The organism is Nonomuraea sp. C10 (assembly GCF_008017515.1).
GTDB lineage: Bacteria > Actinomycetota > Actinomycetes > Streptosporangiales > Streptosporangiaceae > Nonomuraea > Nonomuraea ferruginea.
In genome coordinates, this window is record NZ_VPFF01000003.1 from 2461749 (window position 1) to 2482732 (window position 20984).

General features: G+C 69.8%; 27 protein-coding genes. 15 read left to right on the forward strand and 12 right to left on the reverse strand.

The features are described from left to right. The first annotated feature begins 38 nt into the window (after positions 1-38). From FR742_RS43680 to FR742_RS43695, 4 genes are all read left to right on the forward strand, one after another. The gene (locus FR742_RS43680; RefSeq protein WP_148037021.1) at positions 39-215 is read left to right on the forward strand and encodes a bacterioferritin-associated ferredoxin; all 177 of its coding nucleotides are present in this window, start codon (positions 39-41) and stop codon (positions 213-215) included. 17 nt (positions 216-232) lie between these two features. Beyond that, positions 233-718 carry a bacterioferritin gene (gene bfr, locus FR742_RS43685; protein ID WP_148037022.1) on the forward strand — a complete coding sequence of 162 codons (486 nt, stop codon included), beginning with the start codon at positions 233-235 and terminating at the stop codon, positions 716-718. Between the two features lie 229 nt (positions 719-947). Beyond that, entirely contained in the window at positions 948-1616 is a 669-nt protein-coding gene (locus FR742_RS43690) for a response regulator transcription factor (RefSeq protein ID WP_012888073.1), read from the forward strand. A 2-nt stretch (positions 1617-1618) separates the two neighbouring features. Further along, the gene (locus FR742_RS43695) at positions 1619-2896 is read left to right on the forward strand and encodes an ATP-binding protein (protein ID WP_148037023.1); all 1278 of its coding nucleotides are present in this window, start codon (positions 1619-1621) and stop codon (positions 2894-2896) included. On the opposite strand, the gene FR742_RS43700 is transcribed toward FR742_RS43695, so the two are convergent. Continuing rightward, entirely contained in the window at positions 2880-3362 is a 483-nt protein-coding gene (locus FR742_RS43700) for a GtrA family protein (protein WP_148037024.1), read from the reverse strand. The two genes, FR742_RS43695 and FR742_RS43700, sit on opposite strands and share 17 nt — an antisense overlap. A gap of 148 nt (positions 3363-3510) precedes the next feature. On the opposite strand from FR742_RS43700, the gene FR742_RS43705 reads away from it, so the two are divergent. From FR742_RS43705 to FR742_RS43715, 3 genes are read left to right on the forward strand one after another with little or no spacing between them, the layout of a single operon-like run. Continuing rightward, positions 3511-4686 (forward strand): 5-(carboxyamino)imidazole ribonucleotide synthase, encoded by a 1176-nt coding sequence (locus FR742_RS43705; RefSeq protein ID WP_148037025.1) that lies wholly within the window; start codon positions 3511-3513, stop codon positions 4684-4686. Positions 4687-4700: 14 nt separating this feature from the next. Further along, positions 4701-5189: a 5-(carboxyamino)imidazole ribonucleotide mutase gene (gene purE / locus FR742_RS43710; protein WP_148037314.1), complete on the forward strand. Its 489-nt coding sequence runs from the start codon at positions 4701-4703 to the stop codon at positions 5187-5189. 23 nt (positions 5190-5212) lie between these two features. Then, on the forward strand, positions 5213-6106 hold the full coding sequence (locus FR742_RS43715) for a GNAT family N-acetyltransferase (protein WP_148037026.1): 894 nt from the start codon (positions 5213-5215) through the stop codon (positions 6104-6106). Here FR742_RS43715 and FR742_RS43720 read toward each other — a convergent pair. Next, positions 6082-7395, reverse strand: coding sequence for a UDP-glucose/GDP-mannose dehydrogenase family protein (locus FR742_RS43720; protein ID WP_148037027.1), 1314 nt, complete (start codon positions 7393-7395; stop codon positions 6082-6084). The two genes, FR742_RS43715 and FR742_RS43720, sit on opposite strands and share 25 nt — an antisense overlap. Before the next feature lie 126 nt (positions 7396-7521). On the opposite strand from FR742_RS43720, the gene FR742_RS43725 reads away from it, so the two are divergent. Next, complete coding sequence (locus FR742_RS43725) at positions 7522-8685, forward strand: acyl-CoA dehydrogenase family protein (protein ID WP_148037028.1); 1164 nt, start codon at positions 7522-7524, stop codon at positions 8683-8685. Between the two features lie 91 nt (positions 8686-8776). Here the strand turns inward: FR742_RS43725 and FR742_RS43730 are convergent, their stop codons facing one another. Both FR742_RS43730 and FR742_RS43735 read right to left on the reverse strand, forming a co-directional pair. After that, positions 8777-9973, reverse strand: coding sequence for a hypothetical protein (locus FR742_RS43730; protein WP_148037029.1), 1197 nt, complete (start codon positions 9971-9973; stop codon positions 8777-8779). Then, positions 9970-10491 (reverse strand): SigE family RNA polymerase sigma factor, encoded by a 522-nt coding sequence (locus FR742_RS43735; RefSeq protein WP_148037030.1) that lies wholly within the window; start codon positions 10489-10491, stop codon positions 9970-9972. Before FR742_RS43735 ends, FR742_RS43730 begins: the two co-directional genes overlap by 4 nt. Positions 10492-10724: 233 nt before the next feature. On the opposite strand from FR742_RS43735, the gene FR742_RS43740 reads away from it, so the two are divergent. Genes FR742_RS43740 through FR742_RS43745 form a run of 3 tightly spaced genes read left to right on the forward strand, consistent with a single transcriptional unit; the run spans position 10725 to position 11526 of the window. Beyond that, positions 10725-10964, forward strand: a complete 240-nt coding sequence (locus FR742_RS43740; protein WP_148037031.1) for a hypothetical protein — start codon at positions 10725-10727, stop codon at positions 10962-10964. A gap of 3 nt (positions 10965-10967) precedes the next feature. Next, positions 10968-11210, forward strand: a complete 243-nt coding sequence (locus FR742_RS45510) for a hypothetical protein (protein WP_222709301.1) — start codon at positions 10968-10970, stop codon at positions 11208-11210. Next, positions 11203-11526, forward strand: coding sequence for a hypothetical protein (locus FR742_RS43745; protein WP_148037032.1), 324 nt, complete (start codon positions 11203-11205; stop codon positions 11524-11526). The genes FR742_RS45510 and FR742_RS43745 overlap by 8 nt, the downstream gene beginning before the upstream one ends. A gap of 62 nt (positions 11527-11588) precedes the next feature. On the opposite strand, the gene FR742_RS43750 is transcribed toward FR742_RS43745, so the two are convergent. From FR742_RS43750 to FR742_RS43765, 4 genes are all read right to left on the reverse strand, one after another. Beyond that, a complete protein-coding gene (locus tag FR742_RS43750; protein WP_148037033.1) occupies positions 11589-12146 on the reverse strand; it encodes a hypothetical protein in 558 nt (185 codons plus the stop codon). A gap of 178 nt (positions 12147-12324) precedes the next feature. Next, complete coding sequence (locus tag FR742_RS43755; RefSeq protein ID WP_187281636.1) at positions 12325-12972, reverse strand: DivIVA domain-containing protein; 648 nt, start codon at positions 12970-12972, stop codon at positions 12325-12327. Next, the gene (locus FR742_RS43760; protein WP_148037035.1) at positions 12969-14090 is read right to left on the reverse strand and encodes a globin domain-containing protein; all 1122 of its coding nucleotides are present in this window, start codon (positions 14088-14090) and stop codon (positions 12969-12971) included. The genes FR742_RS43755 and FR742_RS43760 overlap by 4 nt, the downstream gene beginning before the upstream one ends. Continuing rightward, a complete protein-coding gene (locus FR742_RS43765) occupies positions 14091-14474 on the reverse strand; it encodes a group 1 truncated hemoglobin (RefSeq protein ID WP_148037036.1) in 384 nt (127 codons plus the stop codon). 519 nt (positions 14475-14993) lie between these two features. Between FR742_RS43765 and FR742_RS43770 the strand changes: the two genes are divergently transcribed. The 3 genes from FR742_RS43770 (at position 14994) to FR742_RS43780 (ending at position 17648) form a co-directional block, all read left to right on the forward strand. After that, a complete protein-coding gene (locus tag FR742_RS43770; protein ID WP_148037037.1) occupies positions 14994-16007 on the forward strand; it encodes a DUF4331 family protein in 1014 nt (337 codons plus the stop codon). Positions 16008-16070: 63 nt separating this feature from the next. After that, positions 16071-17048, forward strand: a complete 978-nt coding sequence (locus tag FR742_RS43775) for a YafY family protein (RefSeq protein WP_148037038.1) — start codon at positions 16071-16073, stop codon at positions 17046-17048. Between the two features lie 69 nt (positions 17049-17117). Beyond that, a complete protein-coding gene (locus FR742_RS43780) occupies positions 17118-17648 on the forward strand; it encodes a glyoxalase/bleomycin resistance/extradiol dioxygenase family protein (protein ID WP_148037039.1) in 531 nt (176 codons plus the stop codon). Positions 17649-17663: 15 nt separating this feature from the next. Here the strand turns inward: FR742_RS43780 and FR742_RS43785 are convergent, their stop codons facing one another. The 4 genes from FR742_RS43785 to FR742_RS43800 are packed head-to-tail and all read right to left on the reverse strand — an operon-like array spanning position 17664 to position 20356. Next, on the reverse strand, positions 17664-18107 hold the full coding sequence (locus FR742_RS43785; protein WP_222709302.1) for a hypothetical protein: 444 nt from the start codon (positions 18105-18107) through the stop codon (positions 17664-17666). A 21-nt stretch (positions 18108-18128) separates the two neighbouring features. Continuing rightward, on the reverse strand, positions 18129-18395 hold the full coding sequence (locus tag FR742_RS43790; RefSeq protein ID WP_148037040.1) for a hypothetical protein: 267 nt from the start codon (positions 18393-18395) through the stop codon (positions 18129-18131). A gap of 32 nt (positions 18396-18427) precedes the next feature. Beyond that, on the reverse strand, positions 18428-18940 hold the full coding sequence (locus FR742_RS43795) for a pyridoxamine 5'-phosphate oxidase family protein (RefSeq protein WP_148037041.1): 513 nt from the start codon (positions 18938-18940) through the stop codon (positions 18428-18430). A 3-nt stretch (positions 18941-18943) separates the two neighbouring features. Next, complete coding sequence (locus FR742_RS43800) at positions 18944-20356, reverse strand: MFS transporter (protein WP_261809086.1); 1413 nt, start codon at positions 20354-20356, stop codon at positions 18944-18946. Between the two features lie 100 nt (positions 20357-20456). On the opposite strand from FR742_RS43800, the gene FR742_RS43805 reads away from it, so the two are divergent. Continuing rightward, positions 20457-20951, forward strand: coding sequence for a helix-turn-helix domain-containing protein (locus tag FR742_RS43805; protein WP_148037042.1), 495 nt, complete (start codon positions 20457-20459; stop codon positions 20949-20951). Positions 20952-20984 lie beyond the last annotated feature (33 nt).

Consider the following 20984-nt stretch of genomic DNA (forward strand, 5'->3'; position numbering starts at 1 on the left):
TGCCTTACCTGAGTTGTTCCCCTGAGAGGCTGCCCCGGATGTACGTGTGTGTCTGTCGTGCCGTGACCGAGAACGAGGTTCACGACTGCATCGCCGCGGGCGCCAAGAGCGCGAAGCAGGTACGCGACACCACGGGCGCCGGGGGCGACTGCGCCCGGTGTGTACGAAAGATCTGTGCGATGCTGAAAAGGTCGGAGGAACTCACGACCGCATAGCACAAGGGGCTTGTTTCATGCAGGGTGACAGGCAGATCATCGAGCTGCTCAACGAGCAGTTGACCGCGGAGCTCACGGCGATCAACCAGTACTTCCTGCACGCCAAGATGCAGGAGAACTGGGGCTACACGAAACTCGCCGAGCACACCCGCGCGGAGTCGTTCGACGAGATGCGACACGCCGAGCGGCTCACCGATCGCATCCTGTTCCTGGAGGGACTGCCCAACTACCAGCGGCTGGGCACGCTCCACATCGGGCAGACGGTGCCCGAGCAGCTCCGGGCCGACCTGGACGTCGAGCTGGGCGTCGTGGAACGGCTGCGGCCCGCCATCGCGCTGATGCGCGAGAAGGGCGACATCACCTCCGCCCGCATCTTCGAGGAGATCCTCGAGGACGAGGAGGAGCACATCGACTACCTGGAGACCGAGCTCGAACTCATCCAGACGCTCGGTGAGCAGCTCTACCTCGCCCGCTACGCCGAGCCGCCGTCCAGCGACGACTGAGCCCGCCGCCCGCGCCCGAACTTCCGTCATGCGACCCCCGCCCGCCGGTTTTCCCGGCGGGTGCGCGCGTTTCTGGGGGACGTAAGGGTTTAGCCCCGAGTATCGCGGTAATTTAATCACGACTAACCGACATTTAGTCGCGTTTGCCCAGGTCAATAGATAGGTCAACTACGAGTCAAACCGCGCGCTGTGCCCGGGAAACGATCGCCTAAGGACCTACGATCGCCTCATGACCTGCGTACTTCTCGCCGAGGATGACACCTCGATTTCCGAGCCGCTCGCGCGCGCCCTGCGCCGCGAGGGCTACCAGGTTGAGGTGAGCCCCGACGGCCCGCAGGCCCTGGAGAGGGCACTGTCGGGTGGCATCGACCTCATCGTCCTGGACCTGGGCCTTCCGGAGATGGACGGCCTGGAGGTGGCGCGCCGCATACGTGCGGAGGGGCACGGCACTCCGGTGCTGATCCTCACCGCACGCGTTGACGAAGTGGACACGGTGGTCGGCCTCGACGCCGGCGCCGACGACTACGTCACCAAACCGTTCCGGCTCGCCGAACTGCTCGCCCGGGTGCGGGCACTGCTGCGGCGCGGCACGTCCGAGACCCCGGTGGTCCAGGGCGTCCGCATCGACGCCGACTCACGCCGCGCCTGGATGGGCGACAAGGAGCTCCACCTCACCACCAAGGAGTTCGACCTGCTGCGCGTGCTGGTGCGCGACGCGGGCAAGGTCGTCACCCGCGAACAGATCATGCGCGAGGTGTGGGACACCAACTGGTGGGGCTCGACCAAGACGCTCGACATGCACATCTCCTGGCTGCGCCGCAAGCTGGGAGACGACGCGGCGAAGCCTCGTTACATCACCACCGTCCGGGGAGTCGGCTTCCGCTTCGAACGCGAGTAGGCATGCGCCGACGCCTGCTCACTTCAACCCTCCTCGTCGCGGGCATCGCCGTCCTTCTGCTCGGAGTGCCCCTGGGCGTCGTCGTCAGCCGGCTGATCGTCGATGATGCCGCCCAGCAGCTCAGAGCGGAGGCGACACGCCTGGTGGGCGAGGTCGAGTACGCCCGGATCCAGGAGACGCCGCTCGACCCGCAGCAACTGGAGCAGAAATATCCGGATCGCTACATCCAGATATTCGAACGCGGGAACCCCCCAAAGGCCACCGTCGTCGGCACGCCACCGCCGTCCGGTCAGCAGATGACCGAGGACGCGGAGTCCGACAGCGGCATCTTCGTCCGGGTGAGCCGCGACAGGGCACAGGTCGAGCAGGACGTGTACGCGCGCCTGCTGCTGATCGTCGCCCTGGCCGTCGCGGCTCTCGCCGTCGCCGTCGGCCTGGCCATCGTGCAGACACGCCGGCTCACGCTGCCCCTGCGCGACCTCGCCATGATCGCCGAGCGGCTCGGCTCCGGGGACGCCCGGCCGAGCAAGCACCGCTACGGCATCCCCGAACTCGACAGGGTGGCCCAGGTACTCGACCGCAGCGCCACCCGCATCTCCGACCTGCTCACCCGTGAGCGCGAGTTCGCCACCGACGCCTCACACCAGTTGCGCACCCCGCTGACCGGCCTCACCATGCGCCTGGAGGAGATCGTCGCCGCCTCCAACCACCCGGAGGTCGTGCGCGAGGAGGGCGAGGCGGCCATCGTGCAGGCCGAGCGGCTCACGGCGGTGATCGACGAGCTGCTCGCCGCGGCCCGCCGCCAGCGTCACTCCCAGGCCGAGCCGACCTCCATCGACCAGGTGCTGGTCCAGCAGGTGACGGAGTGGGACCCCGTCTTCCGCGGCGTGGGACGCAGGCTCGTGCTCGAAGGCACCCGCGACCTCAAGGCGCTGGCCACCACCGGCGGCTTCGGCCAGGTCATCGCCACGCTGCTGGAGAACTCCCTGCGCCACGGCGGCGGCACCGTCACCGTCACCACGACGAGCGGCGACAACTACGTGGTGACCGAGGTGACCGACGAGGGGCCGGGCATCGACGACGAGATCGCACCCAAGATCTTCGACAGGAACGTGAGCGGGGGCGGCGGCACCGGTCTCGGGCTGACGCTCGCCCGCGCGCTGGCCGCCGCCGACGGCGGACGGCTGGAGCTCGTACGGAGGAGGCCGGCGACGTTCGCCGTCTTCCTGCGCCCGGCCGACGCCCCGGGCAGGAACCGCGTGGTCAGCGGTCCTGCCTGAGCTCGATCGCGGGCAGCTCGGCCGGGATCGGCGTGGTCGCCTCCAGGAACACCCACTTCTTGTAGGACCAGTAGCGGAAGAGGGTGCCGAGGCCGACGCCGACGATGTTGGCGATGTTGAGGCTGACCGGGTCGTCGAACTTGAGCGTGTAGGTGGTGAACCCGATCACCAGCACGCCGAACAGCAGCGCGATGCCGTTCATCAGGAAGAACAGGAAGTATTCGCGCCCCAGCCCGCTCTGCTCGCGGTGGCGGAACGTCCAGAAGCGGTTGCCCGCGTACGCGAAGGTGGTCGAGATCGTCGTGGCGAAGACCTTCGAGGTCATCGGCCCGATGCCGACGACCAGGTGGAAGAAGTTGAGCGCGCCCAGGTCGATCAGGAAGGCGAGCCCTCCGACGATGCCGAACTTCGTCAGCTCATGCAGAAGGGCGGCGAACCGCTGGTACAAGCTCTTGACGAACCGCACGTGTCTGCTCGGCCCTTCCGCCTCGTCACGCCATGACCACTTCAGCGTACCGGGGTACCTTACCGTGGCGTGTCAGCATCTTCTTTCCTGAAGACTGCCCGTTATAACGCGGTTCGTACCGAGGGCGCTCTACCTGTGAGCGCTCCGAATGCGGCCGGTATGCTCACCTCACGTGAACGCATACAGTCCCATCGGCCCCGTCGTCGGCATCGTCGGCGCCGGACAGCTCGCCCGGATGTCGCAGCCCCCCGCCATCGCTCTCGGCGTCGAACTGCGCGTGCTGGCCGGGTCCTCTGACGAGAGCGCCGCCCGGGTCATCGTCGACACCCGCGTCGGCGACTACCGCTCCCTCGACGACCTGCGCGCGTTCGCCGAAGGCTGTCACGCGATCACGTTCGACCACGAGCACGTCCCCGGCGAGCACATCCGGGCGCTCATCGACGACGGCCACGCCGTCCACCCCGGCGCCGACGCCCTCGTCCACGCCCAGGACAAGGCCGTCATGCGTGAGCGGCTGACCGCGATCGGCGCCCCGTGCCCGGCCTGGGCCCGCGTCTCCGGCCCCGGCGAGGCGGCCGCGTTCGCCGCCGGGCACGGCTGGCCGGTGGTGCTCAAGGCGGTCACCGGCGGCTACGACGGCCGCGGCGTGTGGGTGTGCGACTCGGAGGAGGCCGCGGCCGAGGCGTTCGCCGCCGCCGGCGGCCCGCTGCTCGCGGAGGCGTTCGTGCCGTTCGAGCGCGAGCTCGCCGTGCTCGTCGCCCGTTCCCCGCACGGCCAGGGCGTCAGCTACCCGGTCGTGGAGACCGTGCAGCGCGACGGCATCTGCGTAGAGGTGCTCGCCCCCGCCCCCGGGCTCGACCCCGAGGAGGCCGCCGAGGCGCAGCGCGTCGCCCTGCGGATCGCCGACGAGCTGGGCGTCACCGGCCTGCTGGCCGTCGAGATGTTCCAGACCCGGCAGGGGCTGCTCGTCAACGAGCTGGCCATGCGCCCGCACAACAGCGGCCACTGGACCATCGAGGGCTCCCGCACCTCCCAGTTCGAGCAGCACCTGCGGGCCGTGCTCGACCTGCCGCTCGGCACGCCCGCCATGACCGCTCCGGTGGTCGTCATGGCCAACCTGCTCGGCGGCGACGACCCCGACCTGTTCAAGCGGTACGAGCACGTCATGGCCCACGATCCGGCCGTCAAGGTGCACTTCTACGGCAAGCAGGTGCGCCCCGGCCGTAAGATCGGCCATGTCACCGCCGTCGGTGACGACCTCGACGAGGTCAGGGCCCGCGCCCGCCACGCCGCCGTCTACCTGATGACCGGGGAGTACACGTGAGCATCGGCATCGTCATGGGCAGCGACTCCGACTGGCCGGTGATGAAGGCCGCCGCCGAGGCGGTCGCCGAGTTCGGGATCCCGTTCGAGGCCGACGTCGTCTCCGCCCACCGGATGCCCGCCGAGATGATCGAGTACGGCAGGCAGGCGGCCGGCCGCGGCGTCGAGGTCATCATCGCGGGCGCGGGCGGCGCCGCCCACCTGCCCGGCATGCTCGCCTCCGTCACGCCGCTGCCGGTGATCGGGGTGCCGGTGCCGCTGAAGTACCTCGACGGCATGGACTCCCTGCTGTCGATCGTCCAGATGCCGGCCGGGGTGCCCGTCGCGACCGTCGCGGTCGGCGGCGCCCGCAACGCCGGCCTGCTCGCCGTACGCATCCTCGCCGCCACGGACGCCACCCTGCGCGCCCGCATGGTCGAGTTCCAGGAGCGGCTCAAGGAGCAGGCGCACGCCAAGGGCGAACGGCTGCGCGCCGAGGCGGCGGCGCTGAAGCCGGCCGTTTGATCCGCCCGCCCCGGGAGAGGGCCGTGCTGGACGTGCTCGCGGGCCACGCCGCCCGGGTACGCGCCGCCGACCCGCTGGCCGGCGGTCAGGACCGGCTGCCCAAGCCCGGCCTCGGGGAGCAACTCGTCGAGGTGCCCGGCGCCGTCGGCCTGGCCTCGATGGACCGTTCCGGCCTTGACACACTCAACGCCACCTGGGGCCCGCTCGTCGTCCACCGGCTGCACGCCCGCGTCGGCGGCCCCGACCCGGAGGCGGCGCTCGGCGCGCTGCTGGACGCGTGGACGGCCGCGCCCCGGCGGGAGCCCGGCCCGCTCGCGGTGCTGTGGCCCAGCCGCGACACCGCCGCCGTCCGCGCCCTGGCCGTCCGCGGCTTCGCCCCGACGGTCACCGTCGCCGCCCGCCCCCGCAGGCTCCCGGCCGGGCAGGCCACGGACCCGCGCGTACGGCCCGCCACCGCTGACGACCTGGACGGGATCGCGCGTTTGTACGAGGCGCTGGTGGCGTACGACGCGCAGTTCGGCTGGGTCACGCCGCGGCCGTCGACGCCCGCCAGGATCAGGGAGCATCTCACCGGCACGCTGCCCCGCTCGTGGGCCTGGGTGGCCGAGCACGACGGCGCGGTGACCGGCGTCGTCATCGTCGACCCGCCGCCCCGGTCGCGGTGGATCGCCTCCATGGTGACCCGGATGCCGGCCGCCTACCTGGGCGTCATGTACGCCGACCCCGCCGTACGGGGCCGGGGTGTCGGCGCGGCGCTGGCCGCCGCCGCGCACGCCCGGCTGGACGCGTGGGGCGTGGCCACGACGCTGCTGCACCACGCGGTGGCGAACCCGCTGTCAGGCCCGTTCTGGGCGCGCCAGGGCTACCGGCCGGTGCACACCCAGTGGGTGCGTCAGGGGCGGCCCAGCGCCCGGTAGTGCCACCCGGCGGAGCGCCACGCCTCGGCGTTGAGCGCGTTGCGCCCGTCGACGATCTTGCGGGTGGCCACGACCTCGCCCAGCGCCTCCGGGTCCAGGTCCAGGAACTCCTGCCACTCCGTCAGCAGCAGCACGACGTGCGCGCCCCGTACCGCGTCGAGGGCAGACTCGCCGTAGGCGAGCTGGGGGTGTGCCTTGCGGACGTTGTCGAGCGCGATCGGGTCGTAGATCGTGACCCGCCCGCCCTGCCGCCCGATCGTCACCGCCACGTCTAGGGCGGGGGAGTCGCGTATGTCGTCGGAGTTGGGCTTGAAGGCGGCGCCGAGCACGCCCACCGTGCAGCCGTGGAAGGAACCCCCGGCCAGCTCGCGGGCCAGGTCGACCATGCGGGCGCGGCGGCGCATGTTGATCGCGTCCACCTCGCGCAGGAACGTCAGCGCCTGGTCGGCGCCGAGCTCGCCGGCCCGCGCCATGAACGCCCTGATGTCCTTCGGCAGGCAGCCGCCGCCGAACCCGAGCCCCGGGTTCAGGTAACGCCCGCCGATCCGGTCGTCGTACGAGAGCGCGAGCGAGAGCTGCTGCACGTCGGCGTGAGCGGCCTCGCACACCTCGGCCATCGCGTTGATGAAGGAGATCTTGGTGGCCAGGAAGGAGTTGGCGGCGGTCTTGACCAGCTCGGCCGTCGGGAAGTCGGTCACCACCATCGGCACGTCGCCGAGCGGCTCGTAGACCTCACGCAGCACCTTCTCGGCCCGCTCGGAGCGCACGCCCAGCACGATGCGGTCGGGGTGGAGCGTGTCCTGCACGGCGAAGCCCTCGCGCAGGAACTCGGGGTTCCACGCCAGCTCGGCCTGCTCGCCCGCCGGAGCCAGCGCGGCCAGCCGGTCGGCCAGCCGGGACGCGGTGCCGACCGGGACCGTCGACTTGCCGACGACCAGGGACGCGCGGTCGAGAAAGGGGGCCAGCGAGTCGATCGCGGCGTCGATGTAGGACACGTCGGCGGCGTACTCGCCCTTCTTCTGCGGTGTGCCCACGCAGACGAAGTGGACGTCGCCGAACGCGCCGGCCTCCTCGTAGGAGGTGGTGAAGCGCAGGCGGCCGGACTCGAGGCCGCGGCGGAGCACGGGTTCGAGCCCAGGCTCGTGGATGGGGAGCTCGCCGTTGTTGAGGCAGCGGACCTTGTCGGCGTCGATGTCAAGGCCGAGCACCTCATAGCCGAGATCCGCCATGCAGGCCGCATGCGTGATGCCCAGGTAGCCGGTCCCGATCACCGTCAGGCGATATGGCACGAGTGAGCTCCTTTCCATTGCGGAGGAATGCTACAGGCCCGCGCCCACCCTTCTTCGTGCCACCTCTTCTCAAGCACAAACCGTACCGGTTGGTAGCAAGATGCTCGGACGTCCTACTATCTGTGCATGAGCTTTCCTCTGTACGCGCCCGCCGAAGAGCACGACATGCTCCGGGAGACGGTCAGGGCCCTCGCCGACGAGAAGATCGCCCCCCGCGCCGCGGAGGCGGACGAGGCCGAGGAGTTCCCCTGGGACGTCTACAAGGCCCTGGTCGCATCCGACCTGCACGCCATCCACGTCCCGGAGGAGTACGGGGGAGCCGGCGGCGACGCGCTGGCCGCCGTCATCGTCATCGAGGAGGTCGCCCGCGCCTGCGCCTCCTCCTCGCTGATCCCCGCCGTGAACAAGCTCGGCACCGTGCCGATCATGCTGTCGGCCTCCGAGGAGCTCAAGCAGCAGTACCTGCCCGCCGTGGCCCGCGGCGACGCCATGTTCTCGTACGCGCTCTCCGAGCCGGAGGCGGGCTCCGACGCCGCCGCCATGAAGACCCGCGCCGTCCTCGACGGCGACCACTACGTGCTCAACGGCACCAAGATGTGGATCACCAACGCGGGCGTGTCCGAGTACTACACGGTCATGGCCGTCACGGACCCGTCGGCCGGGGCGCGCGGCATCTCCGCCTTCGTGGTGGAGAAGTCGGACGAGGGCGTCTCGTTCGGGCCCAAGGAGCGCAAGCTCGGCATCAAGGCGTCCCCGACGCGTCAGGTGATCCTGGAGGACGTCCGCATCCCCGAGTCGCGGATGATCGGCGCGCCCGGGACCGGGTTCAAGACCGCCCTGGCCACCCTGGACCACACCCGGGTGACCATCGCCGCGCAGGCCCTCGGCATCGCGCAGGGGGCGCTGGACTACGCGGTCGGGTACGTCAAGGAGCGCAAGCAGTTCGGCAAGGCCGTCGCCGACTTCCAGGGCGTGCAGTTCATGCTCGCGGACATGGCGATGAAGCTGGAGGCGGCGCGGCAGCTCACCTATCACGCGGCGGCCAAGTCGGAGCGGGCCATGAAGGGTGAGCCGCAGAAGGACCTCACGTTCCTGTCGAGCGCGGCCAAGTGCGCCGCTTCGGACGCGGCCATGGAGATCACCGTGGACGCGGTGCAGATGCTGGGCGGGTACGGGTACACGAAGGACTTCCCGGTGGAGCGCATGATGCGCGATGCCAAGATCACGCAGATCTATGAGGGTACGAACCAGATCCAGCGCATGGTGATGGCGCGGCAGCTCCTCAAGTAGTCGTTGACGTGCACGAACCCCGCCTGCCTCGCTGGGCGGGCGGGGTTCGTCGTCCCGGGATCCCGGTTCAGCTGATCACTGACACCTGAGGTCATAGCGCCCCGGGGGGGCCGGGCAGGACGATCTCGAAGAAGCCCTGCGCTCTGTACGTGGCGAGCTTCCTGGCCTTGCCGGTCCTGACGTTCACCGCGTACGCGGTCATGGTCCGGTACGGCTGGTCGATCACCGCGGGCTCGTCGTCCGGCACGTCGGACGCCGGCCTGCACCGCACGGACATGGTGAGAGCGGTGACCTCCTCGGCGCTGAGCCAGGTGCGCAGCGAGATCTGGGAGACATCGGCGGGCAGGCCGCTGATGACGGTCGGCTTCCGCTTCTCGCCGGTGAGCGTGTCCATGAGGGCCAGGTCGCCGCGGCGGCACGGCCGCTCGGCGGTGCTGAGGTTCTCGATCACCGCGACGGTTCTGCCATCGGGGGCGAGAGGGCTGAAGTGGTAGTCCACCGGCAGGATGACCGACGTGGTGTCGCCCTTGGAAGAACTGGGCCACAGGTTGGAGATCGTCCGCAGCCGTGATCGCGGCGAGTACTCCGCGAGGGTGATGGTCGCGCCGTCCGGGGACAGACCGATGGGGACCCAGCGGTTGGGCAACTCGCGGACGGCCCCGCCACGCATGTCGATGAGCAGCGCGGGATCCTTGAAGTCCGGAACCTTGCTGAAGGCGACGAACCGCCCGTCGTCCGACAGCATCAGTCGCGAGACGCTGCCCAGCAGGCTCTTGGGCACCTTCTGCGCGGCCGTCGTCTTCCGGCCCGAGGCCAGGTCGCGGACCTGGAAGGTGCCTTCATCGGCGCTGTAGTAGGCGATCTTGCGGCCGTCGCGGCTGATCGCCAGCGGGCTGTCGCGCAGGCCGGTGCGGCCGGGAGCGAGGCTGCGCAGCGCGTCCGGCACGTGGTAGGTCTCGCCGCTCCGGGTGACCACCCGCCAGCCTCCGTCTTTGCAGCCCTTCGGCGCCTCCCCGCGGGCCGGCTCGCAGAAGGTCTTGTACGCGTGGCTCAGCGGCCCCACCCCGCGCGCCGGCAGGTCACCTGTGGAAGCGGCCTCCTGCCGCCTGTCGGGCAACAGCCGGACGGCGGCCGTCGCACCAAGAGCGACGACCACGACCATGCCCGCCGCGAGAAGCGAGACCACCGTACGCCGTCTGCGGTGATGTGCCGCGATCGTACGTTCGGCCAGGTCCACCTGCGGAGAGTCGTCGGCCAGATCGACGAGCACGTCCCGTAGCCAGGTCATCGGCGGGCCTCCTCTGCTTCCAGGTCTGAGAGTTTCGGCGCCAGTTCGGGCGCCAGCTCGCGTAAACGGGCCAGCGCGTAGTGGGCCTGGCTCTTCACCGTGCCGACCGAGCAGTTCAGCAGCTCGGCCGTCTCGCGTTCCGTCCGGTCCTCGTAGTAACGCAGCACGATCACCGCCCGCTGCCGGGGCGGCAGCCGCATGAGAGCCCGGCGCATGACGAGCCGCACGATGGTGGAGTCCTCGCTCGAGTACAGCCGGTCGGGCGGGTCGGCGGTCGGAAGCTCGGCTCTGACCCGGCGCCGTCGCCACGAGATGTACTGATTCAGCAGCACCTTGCGCGCGTACGCCTCGGGATACTCGACGCGCGACAGCCTGAACCAGCGGCCGAACACCTTCAACAGGGCGCTCTGCAGCAGGTCCTCGGCCTGGTGGGCGTCTCCCGTGAGCAGGTACGCGGTGCGCATCAGCGCCTGCTGATGGGCGGCGACGAACTCGCGGAAGCTGTCATTGCGATCCAAAATGACTCCTCTCGACCGTTAGGGACGCCGGTGACGCGTCGAAAGGTTCGGTCCCGTCAGGTGAGGGCTTCGGGTCGCGTTTCCTGAGGTGGACGGGCGGGACGTCGGAAATCACGCAGATCTATGAGGGTACGAACCAGATCCAGCGATTCGGTTGCTCTGACTTGTGCACCGCAGTCCAATGGCGTCACACCTCGATCTCGTGCCCATCGTCGCGCCCGAGGGAGTCGCGCATGACCCGGGAGCAAGTGGAACAGGCGTTACGCCGAGCGGAGCAACTCACCGACGAGGCCAGGACCAGTCTCGATCGGGCGTTGGCCCTGATGGCGCAGAACATCTGGACCGGGCCGGCCGCGCAGCGCTTCGGCCAGGAGCTCACCGGTCAGCGCCAGGTCCTGCTCAGCGCCTGCACGGAGACGGTGAACGAACTTCGAGTGCTGCTCGCCCGTACCCCTGCCGACAGTCCTGGCTGAGCCGTGGGCGGTCTCGAAGGAATGGTCCCCGAGGACGTCCGGGCGCTGAAGGCGGCCATGTACGCGTCCGAGACCTCGTTGGGCTCCATCGGCGACGAGTTGTGGGAGCTGCTGCGTGGGGCCTGGTTGTCGCCGATCCCGGCCGACAAGATCCGACAGGTAGCCGCGTGGGCCGGACAACAAGGCTTGGAGATGAAGCCGTCCGTGGACGCTGACGCCGGGTGGAAGGGACCTGTCGATGACTGACAATCAGAATCCCCGATTTCACGATGTCATTCCCATGTTCGCCTCCGTGAACGACTCCTACGATTTCAAGGCCACCGGCCCGGTGCGGGAGGCTGCGGTCCACGATCAGCGCGGTCAACTGCTCGGGCATGTGTGGACCGACAGTCGCCAGGCTGCGGGGTTCACTCGGGCCGAGAACGCCACACCGGACATGGCGCAGGCAGGAGGGCGCATCCGCCGGATCCTTGAAGACGCCTACAAGGCAGGGGTTCCTGCCGGCGAGCTTTTCGACCCTGCCCTGTTCGCGCCGGACTTCGAGCTGCGCGTCGAGCATTGAGCCGTTCCATCCTTGTTGCAGGCTCGGCTCCCGCAGGTTGACCGAGGCGAACCCGGAGGCCATCAGGTTTGAACCTCTTCGCGCACACGCTCGATGTACCCGAGCAAGTTCGAGGTGATCTTTTCCAGCACGAGCGGGGCATACGCGGCGATGTCGCGCAACGTGGAGTCGGCGCCCAACGGCCGACCAGGCAGCTTGTCTCCGTGGTACTGGTTGAGGTAATCGATGACCTCATCCTTGTATTCGTAAGCCTGGAACGGATCTACGTCTGCGTAGTCGTGCGCGTCGGTCAGATGTACGAACTTGTTTCCGAACTCATAAACGGCACCTACCCAGCTGTTGTCGCCGACAGCGAGGTCGATCATCCGTCGATCAAAGATACGGCCCCGGTCGTCCGTGAATCCGTTGCCGGTGACGCAGGACGCCAAAATGCGGTCGCGCACATCCGGGTTGTGCAGTAGGTAGATGACGCGGATCAAAGAGTCGAGTTCCATGCGCAGCACGCTGCCGGCGATCGCCCACCAGCCCCGCTCCAGCGCGATCTCCATGGCTTGGTGATGTTCGAGCGAGCGGGCCTTGACTGTCCTGCGGAAGATGTGGAAGTCCTCGGCTGCCGTCACAAGGGCGATGCTACGGGCGAGCGCCGTCCCGTGCGCTCCGGTGCCGGGATCACACTCCCAGACACACGATCAAGGGCAGAACACCCGCAGGCGCCCGCTTCGGCGGCGAAGCCGGCGCCGCGGTGATGTCGTCGAGAAGGTGGTCGGCGACCGCGCCAGGGCAGACGTACGGGCCCGGTCAGCGGTGGACCGGTGAGGGGCCGTGGAGGAGCTGCCCGTCCTGGTCAGGAATGGTGCCGAGCTTGTCGACCTCCTGGGCCAGCCCTGCCAGCACGGCGCGCAGCTGCACCCGGGTGACGTCGGCGAAGGTGCGCAGGTAGGCGATCTGCCGCTCCAGTTCCTCGGCCTCGGCGCCGTGTTCGCCGCCGCGCGAGCGGTAGGCGCCGACCGCCTGGTCGGCGGCCTCCTCCGCCTGCCGCTGCGCCTCCGTGAGGATCACCTCGTACTGCTGGCGGGCTTCCCCCAGGATCCGCCGGGCGTAGTCCTCCGCCTCCGCGATCTGGACGTCGGCGGTCTGCTGGGCGCGGGAGAGGATGTTGATCGCGTCGACGCTCAGGGCCTGCTGGGGAGCGGCCTGCTCGACGCTGACGCCGTGGTCCTTGTACCACTGCTTCAGACGGTCGATGTACGCGCGGAGGTCCGCCTTCTCCTTGTCCCCGGCCGCCATGTCCTCCGCGACCCGGTACAGGAACGAGCGCACCTCGTCCTCGCTGTAGCCGCGGCGTCCGAGCGGTGTGCGCGAGAACTCCTGCTTGCGTACCCGATCCGGGGTGAGAGGCTGGCGTTCGCGCTCCGGGTGATCTCCCCAAGGCATCTCTGCCGTCATGACTCCCCGCCTTTGTCGCTCGTGAACTCGTCGAAGTGGATCCGCTCGGAGGGCACGCCCGCGTCCAGCAGTCGTCCGACGGTGCTCTGAGCCATCTCCGTGGAGCCGCAGACGAAGACCTGCTGGCCACGCCATGCCTGGAGCGCGACGTCCACGGCGTTGCCGCGGACGCCCCGGTAGAAGGGGTCGTTGGAGACGGCCGGGACGACGGTCAGCCAGGGGTGCTCCGCGGCCATCTTGGACAGCGCTTCGAGGTCGTACAGCTCCCGGGACGTCCGGGCGCCGACGACGACGTCGACCTTCCGTGACGGGCCTTCGTACATCACCTGTTCCACCAGCGCCTTCAGCGGCGCGAGGCCGGTGCCGCCCGCGATGAGGAGCAGGTCGCCGGTGATCTCGGGGGTGAGGCTCAGCCGGTCGCCCACGGGCGCTCCCACGCGCAGGACGTCGCCGCGCCGCGCGCCCATGACCAGGGCGGCGCTCAGCACGCCGCCGTCGACCATGCGGACGTGCAGGTCGATGGTGTTGTCCTGGCGCGGCGCGTTGGCGAAGGAGTAGAAACGCCAGACGCGCGGCCGCATGGGATGCGCGATCGACGCCGACTGGCCGGGACGGTAGCCGTACTGGTAGTTCAGCCGCGCCCTGATCACCGCGATGCCGAGGGCGGGGGTCTCGTGGCTGATGATCTCGCCCTCCCACCAGGGCGGGGTGGTCCTGGACGCGTCCGCGGCGGCGTCCGTCATCACCTGGGCCACCAGGCTGTACGCCTTCGTCCAGTCCTCGGCGAGGGCGGGCGTCCACCGGTCGCCTATGAAGTGCTCCAGGGTGGCGAGCAGCGCCCTGCCGACGGCGGGGTAGTGCTCCGTCACCACGGCGAACTTGCGGTGGTCCCGGCCGAGCTGCTGCAGGAACGGGACCAGCTCCTCCACCCGGTCGACGTTGCTGACGATGTGCCCGAGCGCGCTGACGAGCCGGTCGCGCTGGCTCGCCATCGACACCGGGAACAGGTCCCTCGTCTCCGGGTTCATCAGGAACAGGGCCGAGTAGAAGTACAGCGGCACCTGGTCGCCTGACCGGGCGACGAGGCGCCAGCTGTCTTTCAGAGCTTGCGCGTCCACTCAGTCGGCCGTCTCTACAGGTTCGGCCACGATGGACGACTCCACCTTGTTCAGGGTCAGCACGACGTGCTGCAGGATCTCGTCCCCCACGCCGGCCCCCTGCAACACCGAAAGCAGGATCTCGCCGACCTTCGCGTAGTGGTCGGCGGTGATGCCCATGCCGCGGTGCGCCTCCGCCAGGTCGCGGCCCTCGTACGGCTCGGGGCCGCCGAGGACGGAACACAGCAGCACCACCATGTGCCGCTTCAGCCTCGGCATGTCGATGCCGGCGAAGTAGGGCTTGAGGTCGGCGTCGTCGAGGACCCGCACGTAGAACAGGTCGACGACGTCGCGAACAGCCGGCGCGCCGCCGATCTGGTCATAGTAGGACGTCGAGGTTGTCACAGATCCTCCAAGGGGGCCAATGCGTCGCAGGACGCGGTCACGACTCGGGGCATGGTGAATAGACGCGCCCTGGCGCTCGGGGACACCGGAAGCCCGGGTGCCCGCGAGAAGGTGAGTGATGGTCGTGGGCTTCCTGCCGTCACCCTTCTTCGGAGCCAGAGCATCGGCGTCGAGACGGATGCCGTGACACGGGGCACGGCGGGGGCATCGCCTCAGACGCCTGGCCTATCTAAGCATGTCCCATACGCCACATGAACCCAGTTAGAGGCATTTTTGACTACCGTCCCTCACGGACAGGCAACCTCCGGTGTCCGACGGTGGAGGCGCCGATGAGCGTCCCGACCTCGGTGAACTCTCCCTCGCGACACACCGCGACGGAACCCTCACAGCGCACTCGCCGACGCTTAATCTGCAGAAACGGATTCATGTACGACGACCGCTGGATGTGGCGGCGGGCACCGAACGATTGTTCGAGTGTCCTGGTGGCTTCCCGGCGAGCGAGCGATCGAAGGGCCTGACATGTCGAACCACTTCACCGGCCTCAGCCTCGGGCCACCACTGGGCGACCAGCGCCTCGATCTGTGCGACCTGTACGCCTTCCAGTCGCCCGGCGATCCGGGCAGGACCGTTCTCATCCTCAACGCCAATCCCAACGCGGACGCCCTGCACCCCGACGCCGTGTACCGCCTGAACATCGACAACGACGGCGACTACCTGACCGACGTCGCCTTCAGCTGGGTCTTCAGCCGGCCTGCATCCGACGGCTCCCAGACCTACAGCGTCTTCATGGCGACCGGAGCGGAGTCCCGCGACTTCGGGGCGGTGGGCACCAAGATCGTGTCGGGCGCCGCCGTCTCCTTCGGCCCCCGGGCCAACGTGGTCAGCAGCGGCGACTACCTGGTGGCCGCCGGCAGCCGCAGTGACGCCTTCTTCTTCGACTTCGACGGCATCAAGAACCTGTTCGACACCAGCGGCAAGCGGAACTTCACCGCACCGCATCTGGGCGGGAAGTCCCCGTGGACCGGCGTCGACTCCAACACCACGGCCAACGTCTTCTCCATGGCCATCGAACTGCCGACCGCGGAGCTGGCACCCGAGCCCACGTTGCGCGTCTGGGGCCGGTGCAGCGTCCTGCGCGACGGCGAACTCGTCCACGCGGACCGGGCGGGACACCCGTCGATGAGCAGCTTCTTCAACACCGACGACACGAAGGAGGAGTACAACGCCGGCGAGCCGGTCGACGACCGGGAGAAGTGGACGGACCAGTTCGTCCACCTGCTGGGCCACACCGGCGGCTACTCCCGTGAGGAGGCGATCGCCGCGATCGACGAGCACGGCCTCCTGCCGGACGTGCTGCACTTCGACCCGGCCAAGCCGGCCGCGTACCCCAACGGGCGGACGTTCACCGAAGACGTCATCGACATCCGCGTCGCGTTCCTCACCAAGAACGAGGCGCCGCCCACCGGGCTGACGCCGCACACCGACACCCTGGACCGGTTCCCGTACCTCGGCGACCCGCACCCGGCCTCCTGACGGATCCCGCGCGCCCTCCGGACGCGGACACGAACCGTCCGCGTTCGGCGGCAAGCTGGCGGTATGCCGGACACCACCGCACGCGCCCTCGCGCTCCTCAACCTGCTGCAGACGCATCGGCACTGGACGGGCCCCGAGCTGGCGGACCGGCTCGGGGTCTCGCGGCGTACGGTGCGCCGGGACGTCGAACGCCTGCGTGACCTCGGCTACCGGATCGAGTCGGTTCCGGGGCTGGCCGGCGGCTACCGTCTGGAGCCCGGCGGTGTGATGCCGCCGCTGCTGCTCACCGACGAGGAGGCCGTCGCCATGGCGGCGGGCCTGCGCCTGGCGGCGACGCGGCAGCTCACCGACGGCGCGGACACGACGATCCGGGCTCTCGCCAAGCTCGAACGGGTCCTGCCCGCCGCACTGCGCGAACGGGTCAACGCGCTCGCCGCCGCGGTGCGACCGGCCGGGACAGGACCCGGGTCCGGGGTGTCCCCGGCCGTGCTCACCGAACTGGCGCTGGCCTGCCGGGACCACGAGCGTGTCCGCTTCGCCCACGTGTCGAGGTCGGGGCCGTCGTCGCGCCAGGTGGAGCCGCACCACCTCGCGCCGTCCGAGCGGCACTGGTACCTGCTCTGCTGGGACCTCGATCGCGACGGCTGGCGTACGTTCCGCATCGACCGGATCGCCGGCGTGCGGCGCACCGGGGCGTTCTTCGAGCCGCGGCCGCTCTCGCACCGGCAGGTCGCGGAGTTCGTGGCCGTCGCGTCGTCATGGGGCAAGCAGGCGACCGACGCGACCGCGACGATCCGGATGCCGACCGAGCGGCTGCGTGATCTCTTCGGCGAGTGGGCGCAGGGCGCCGAGCCGGGGGACGCCGGCACCACGGTCTGGCCGGTGGGCGGCGCCGACTTCAGGGACACGATGTACGCCCTGTCGTGGATTCCGGCCGGCGTCGCGTACACCGTCGACCTCCCCGATCCCGCGCGCTCGGAGCTTCGCGAGGCGCTCGGGCGGATGCTGCGCGCTCTGGAGACGCCGCCGGACGCGCCCTGACGAACGCGGACGGGATGTGACCTCGTCTGCTGCGAGAGTGCGTGCACCGCTCATCAGGAAAGGAACCTCATGACCGCACGACCTCACGCGCCCGCCGGCTCCAACACGGTGAACCCGTTCGTCATCGCCGACGGGACCGCCGAGCTGATCGACTTCCTCATCGACGTGTTCGGCGCGACCGACGTGCCGGAGGCCCGCACGATCGACGAGGACGGGCTCATCCTGCACGCCGAGCTCCGTCTGGGCGACTCGCTGCTGTCGCTCGCCGACCGCAAGCCCGACTGGCCGTTCACCCCGGCGCTCACGCGTGTGTACGTGGACGACGTGGAGGAGACCCTGGCCCGCGCGGAGACCCGCGGGGCGCGGATCGTCACGCGTCCGACCGATTTCTTCGGTGACACGCTCGCGCGGTTCCAGGACCGGTCGGGGAATCTCTGGTGGGTGTACCAGCACGATCCCGCGGCCGGCCAGGACTGGGCCGCCGAGGCCGAGTCGTCGGACGCCGACGACTGGACGAGCTTCTCCACGCCCGGGCTGGAGTACATCCACGGGAGCCTGGTGGAGGCGATGCGCTCGCTCCGCGACCCGAGAACCCCGTAAGGGGCCCACTGCGGATCAAGAAGACCGGTCCCGGCTCCAGATCTGAGTGCATCGCGGGAGATCCTCGATGCGGCCGCCCTCCGGGATCATGCCCCAGAGGAAAGGGACCAGGTATCGGGGCGGCTCGCCGAGAAGCCCGGCCAGCTCGTCCTCGGCGACGTCGAGGACGAACGCCGGGCCTGCGCGGCCGGGCCGCCATCCTCGCTCGACGGCCCGCCGCACGCACCCGCCGACGAGGATCGGACGGACGGTGACCGTCCGTTCCCCCCGCCAGTTGTCCGGCCGGGCGCAGGGGAGCGTCACCACGAGCACGCTCCCCGGCTCCTCGGCCCGCTCCACGGTGAAGCGGAGCGGCGTCCAGCCGTCACCCTGACGGCGGCCCGGCTTGCGGCGGACCCGCCAGCGGTAGACGGCGTCACCGACCGTGATGAGCCGCGACCCCTTATCCGGCATCGCCACAGCCGCCTCCAAGATCTGCTGTCACTGTCCCAGGGTGGGCGGAAAGACACTCTCTCGCGCGCGTACGGTCACCTCCGCACGTGATGCGCGGAAAGCCAGGAACAGCGTGAAGGTGTACGGGCCGAACAGGTCGGCGCCGTCCCAGTCGAAGAGGTCGACCTGCTCCACCGCGAACGTCATCGGGCCCCAGCCGTTCCCTTGGCAGTACGTGGGCTTACGGCGAACACGCCACCGGAACGCGGTGCCGTCGACGGTGACGGGCCTCGCGTACTTCTTCGGGATCGCCATAGGACCAACCTGCCTCGGGAGAGGGCTGAGGATCAGGCGCGACCGTAGCCCGCGCCCAGGCTCCCGGTCGACGGGTTTCGCCAGATCCTGCTCCGCAGGTCGGTGCCGCGGATGACCTGGACGCGCCAGGGGACCAGCCGGAGGACGTGCAGCCGGGGATCGGCGGGGCCGCTCCAGAAGTCGCCCAGTTCGTACCCCGCCCCGGGCGGGCTCCCTTGCCGGTAGAGGTCCCACACCCGCCGCGTGAGCTCCGGGTCGTCGGCCCATTCGGCCACGGTGTCCAGGCTCACCGCGTTCTGTCTGGGGCTCCAGTACGAGAACGTGGCGTGCGGGTTGCCGGCCAGGTGCGCCGTCTTCACCGGGGTCTTGTAGGTGGCCAGCCAGCCGATCGGGCGGCCGTCGACCACCTCCCAGACCGGTATCAGGACGCGCGCCCGGGGGCGGCCCCGGGCGTCCACGGTGGTCATGGTGGCGTACACGATGTCGCCGACGTAGGCGGCGAACTGCTGCTCGATCTCACCGAACGAGGTCACTCTGGTCGTCATCGGTCACACCGAGGCCGGGACGGACACGCGGCCGGCGGTGCGGCGGCGGAGGCCGAAGGCGGTGATCAGGGCGCCGGCGGCGGCGGCCGCGACCGGGACGACGAGGGCGAGCCGCAGGGAGTCCAGCGTCGCCTCGGGCGTGCCGGCGTCGCCGAGCGCCGCGACGCTCACGGCGGTCACCGCCGACAGCCCGAGCGCGGTGCCGAACTGGATGGAGGTGTAGAGCAGGCCGCTGGCCAGGCCGTGCTCGTGCTCGTCGATCCCTTCGGTGGCGGCCATGGTCAGCGGGCCGTACGCCAGGGAGAACGCCACGCCGAGCAGGAGCATGGTCGGCAGCATGGCCGCGTACGTCCAGTCCATCCCGAGCGGCAGGAAGAGCGCGTAGGCCAGGGCGGCGACCACCAGTCCGCCGAAGAGCACGCGGGCGTTGCCGAACCGGTTCACCAGCTTCGGGGTGACCGTCGGCGCGAGGATCGTGTCGATGCCGATCACCAGCATGGCCAGACCGGTCTGCAGGCTGCTCCAGCCGCGCACCTCCTGCAGGTAGATGGTGACCACGAACTGGAAGCCGGCGAACGAGGCGAGGAACAGCAGCGCGCCCAGGTTGGCCCGCACCAGCGGGTGTGAGCGCAGGATGCCGAGCCGCACCAGGGGATGGGCCGCGCGTCGTTCGATCAGGACGAAGACGGCCAGCAGGGCGAGGCCCGCGGCGAACACGCCGATCGTGCCCGCGAGGCCGTCGCCGGGGTGCTCAAGCCGGACCACGCCGTACACCAGCAGCAGCATCGCGCCGGTGATGCTGAACGCGCCGGCCAGGTCGAAGCCGCCCGGAGGCCGCTCGGGCGCCTCGCTCTCCTTGAGCAGGACCAGCGCCGCGACGAGGATCACCGCCGCCAGGATCACCGGCGCGAAGAACACCCATCGCCAGCCGACGGAGGCCAGCAGACCGCCGGCGACCAGGCCGAGCACGTAGCCGCCCGAGGCCGTGCCGGCGTACACCCCGAGCGCCTTGGTGCGCTGCGGCCCTTCGGGGAAGTTGCCGGTGATCAGGGAGAGCCCTGCGGGCGTCATGAACGCGGCCGCGACCCCGGTCACGAAGCGGGCCGTCAACAGCGTCCACCCTTCGGTCGCGAAGCCCCCCAGACCTGAGAAGAGCAGGAAGACGATCAGCCAGAACAGGAACATCCTGCGGCGTCCCAGCAGGTCGGCGGCCCGGCCGCCCAGCAGCATGAAGCCGCCGTAGCCGAGCACGTAGGCGCTGACCACGCCGCTGAGCATGCCGGTGGACAGGCCGAGATCCGCCCGGATCGCCGGCAGGGCCACGTTCAGCATGGCCACGTCGATCCCTTCCAGGAAGATGGCGCCGGCGAGCACGAAGAGCACGCCCCACGAGCGTGGGGACATCGAGGTGGGCACGGTGCGGTCCTTTCACGAAAGCGGAACCGGCCCACAGTTCCTCGACCGCCTGCCGGTTCCTTCTTGTAACCAGCAGAATCGTCGAGCATCATGAAATGTCATGGAAGACGGCACTTCTGAGTTCCTCGGTCACTGCGGGGATACCGGCGACGACTACGACGTTCTCCAGTGGGACACCCGGGAGGACTGCGAGGTCCGGCAGATCCTCGACCGCGTCGCGGACAAATGGTCGCTGTTGGTCATCGCCCTGCTCGACCGGCGCAGCCTGCGCTTCACCGAGCTGCGCCGCATGATCGACGGGGTCAGCCAGCGCATGCTCACCCGTACGCTGCGCCACCTGGAACGCGACGGACTGGTCAGCAGGACCGTGCACCCGACCGTCCCGCCGCGCGTCGACTACGAGCTCACCTCGCTCGGCACGACCCTGCACTCCACCATCCGCGAGCTGGTCACCTGGACGGAGACGCACCAGAACGAGATCGCCGCCGCCCGCACCGCCTACGACGCCCGCGTGCTCGCAGAGAAGCGGGCCGCCGAGGCGGAGGCCGCCGAACGGGCCGAGATCGCCCGCACCGCCCTGGCGAGCACCCGCTGACGGCGCGGACCCCGGGAAAAGAGGTTGCGGGCC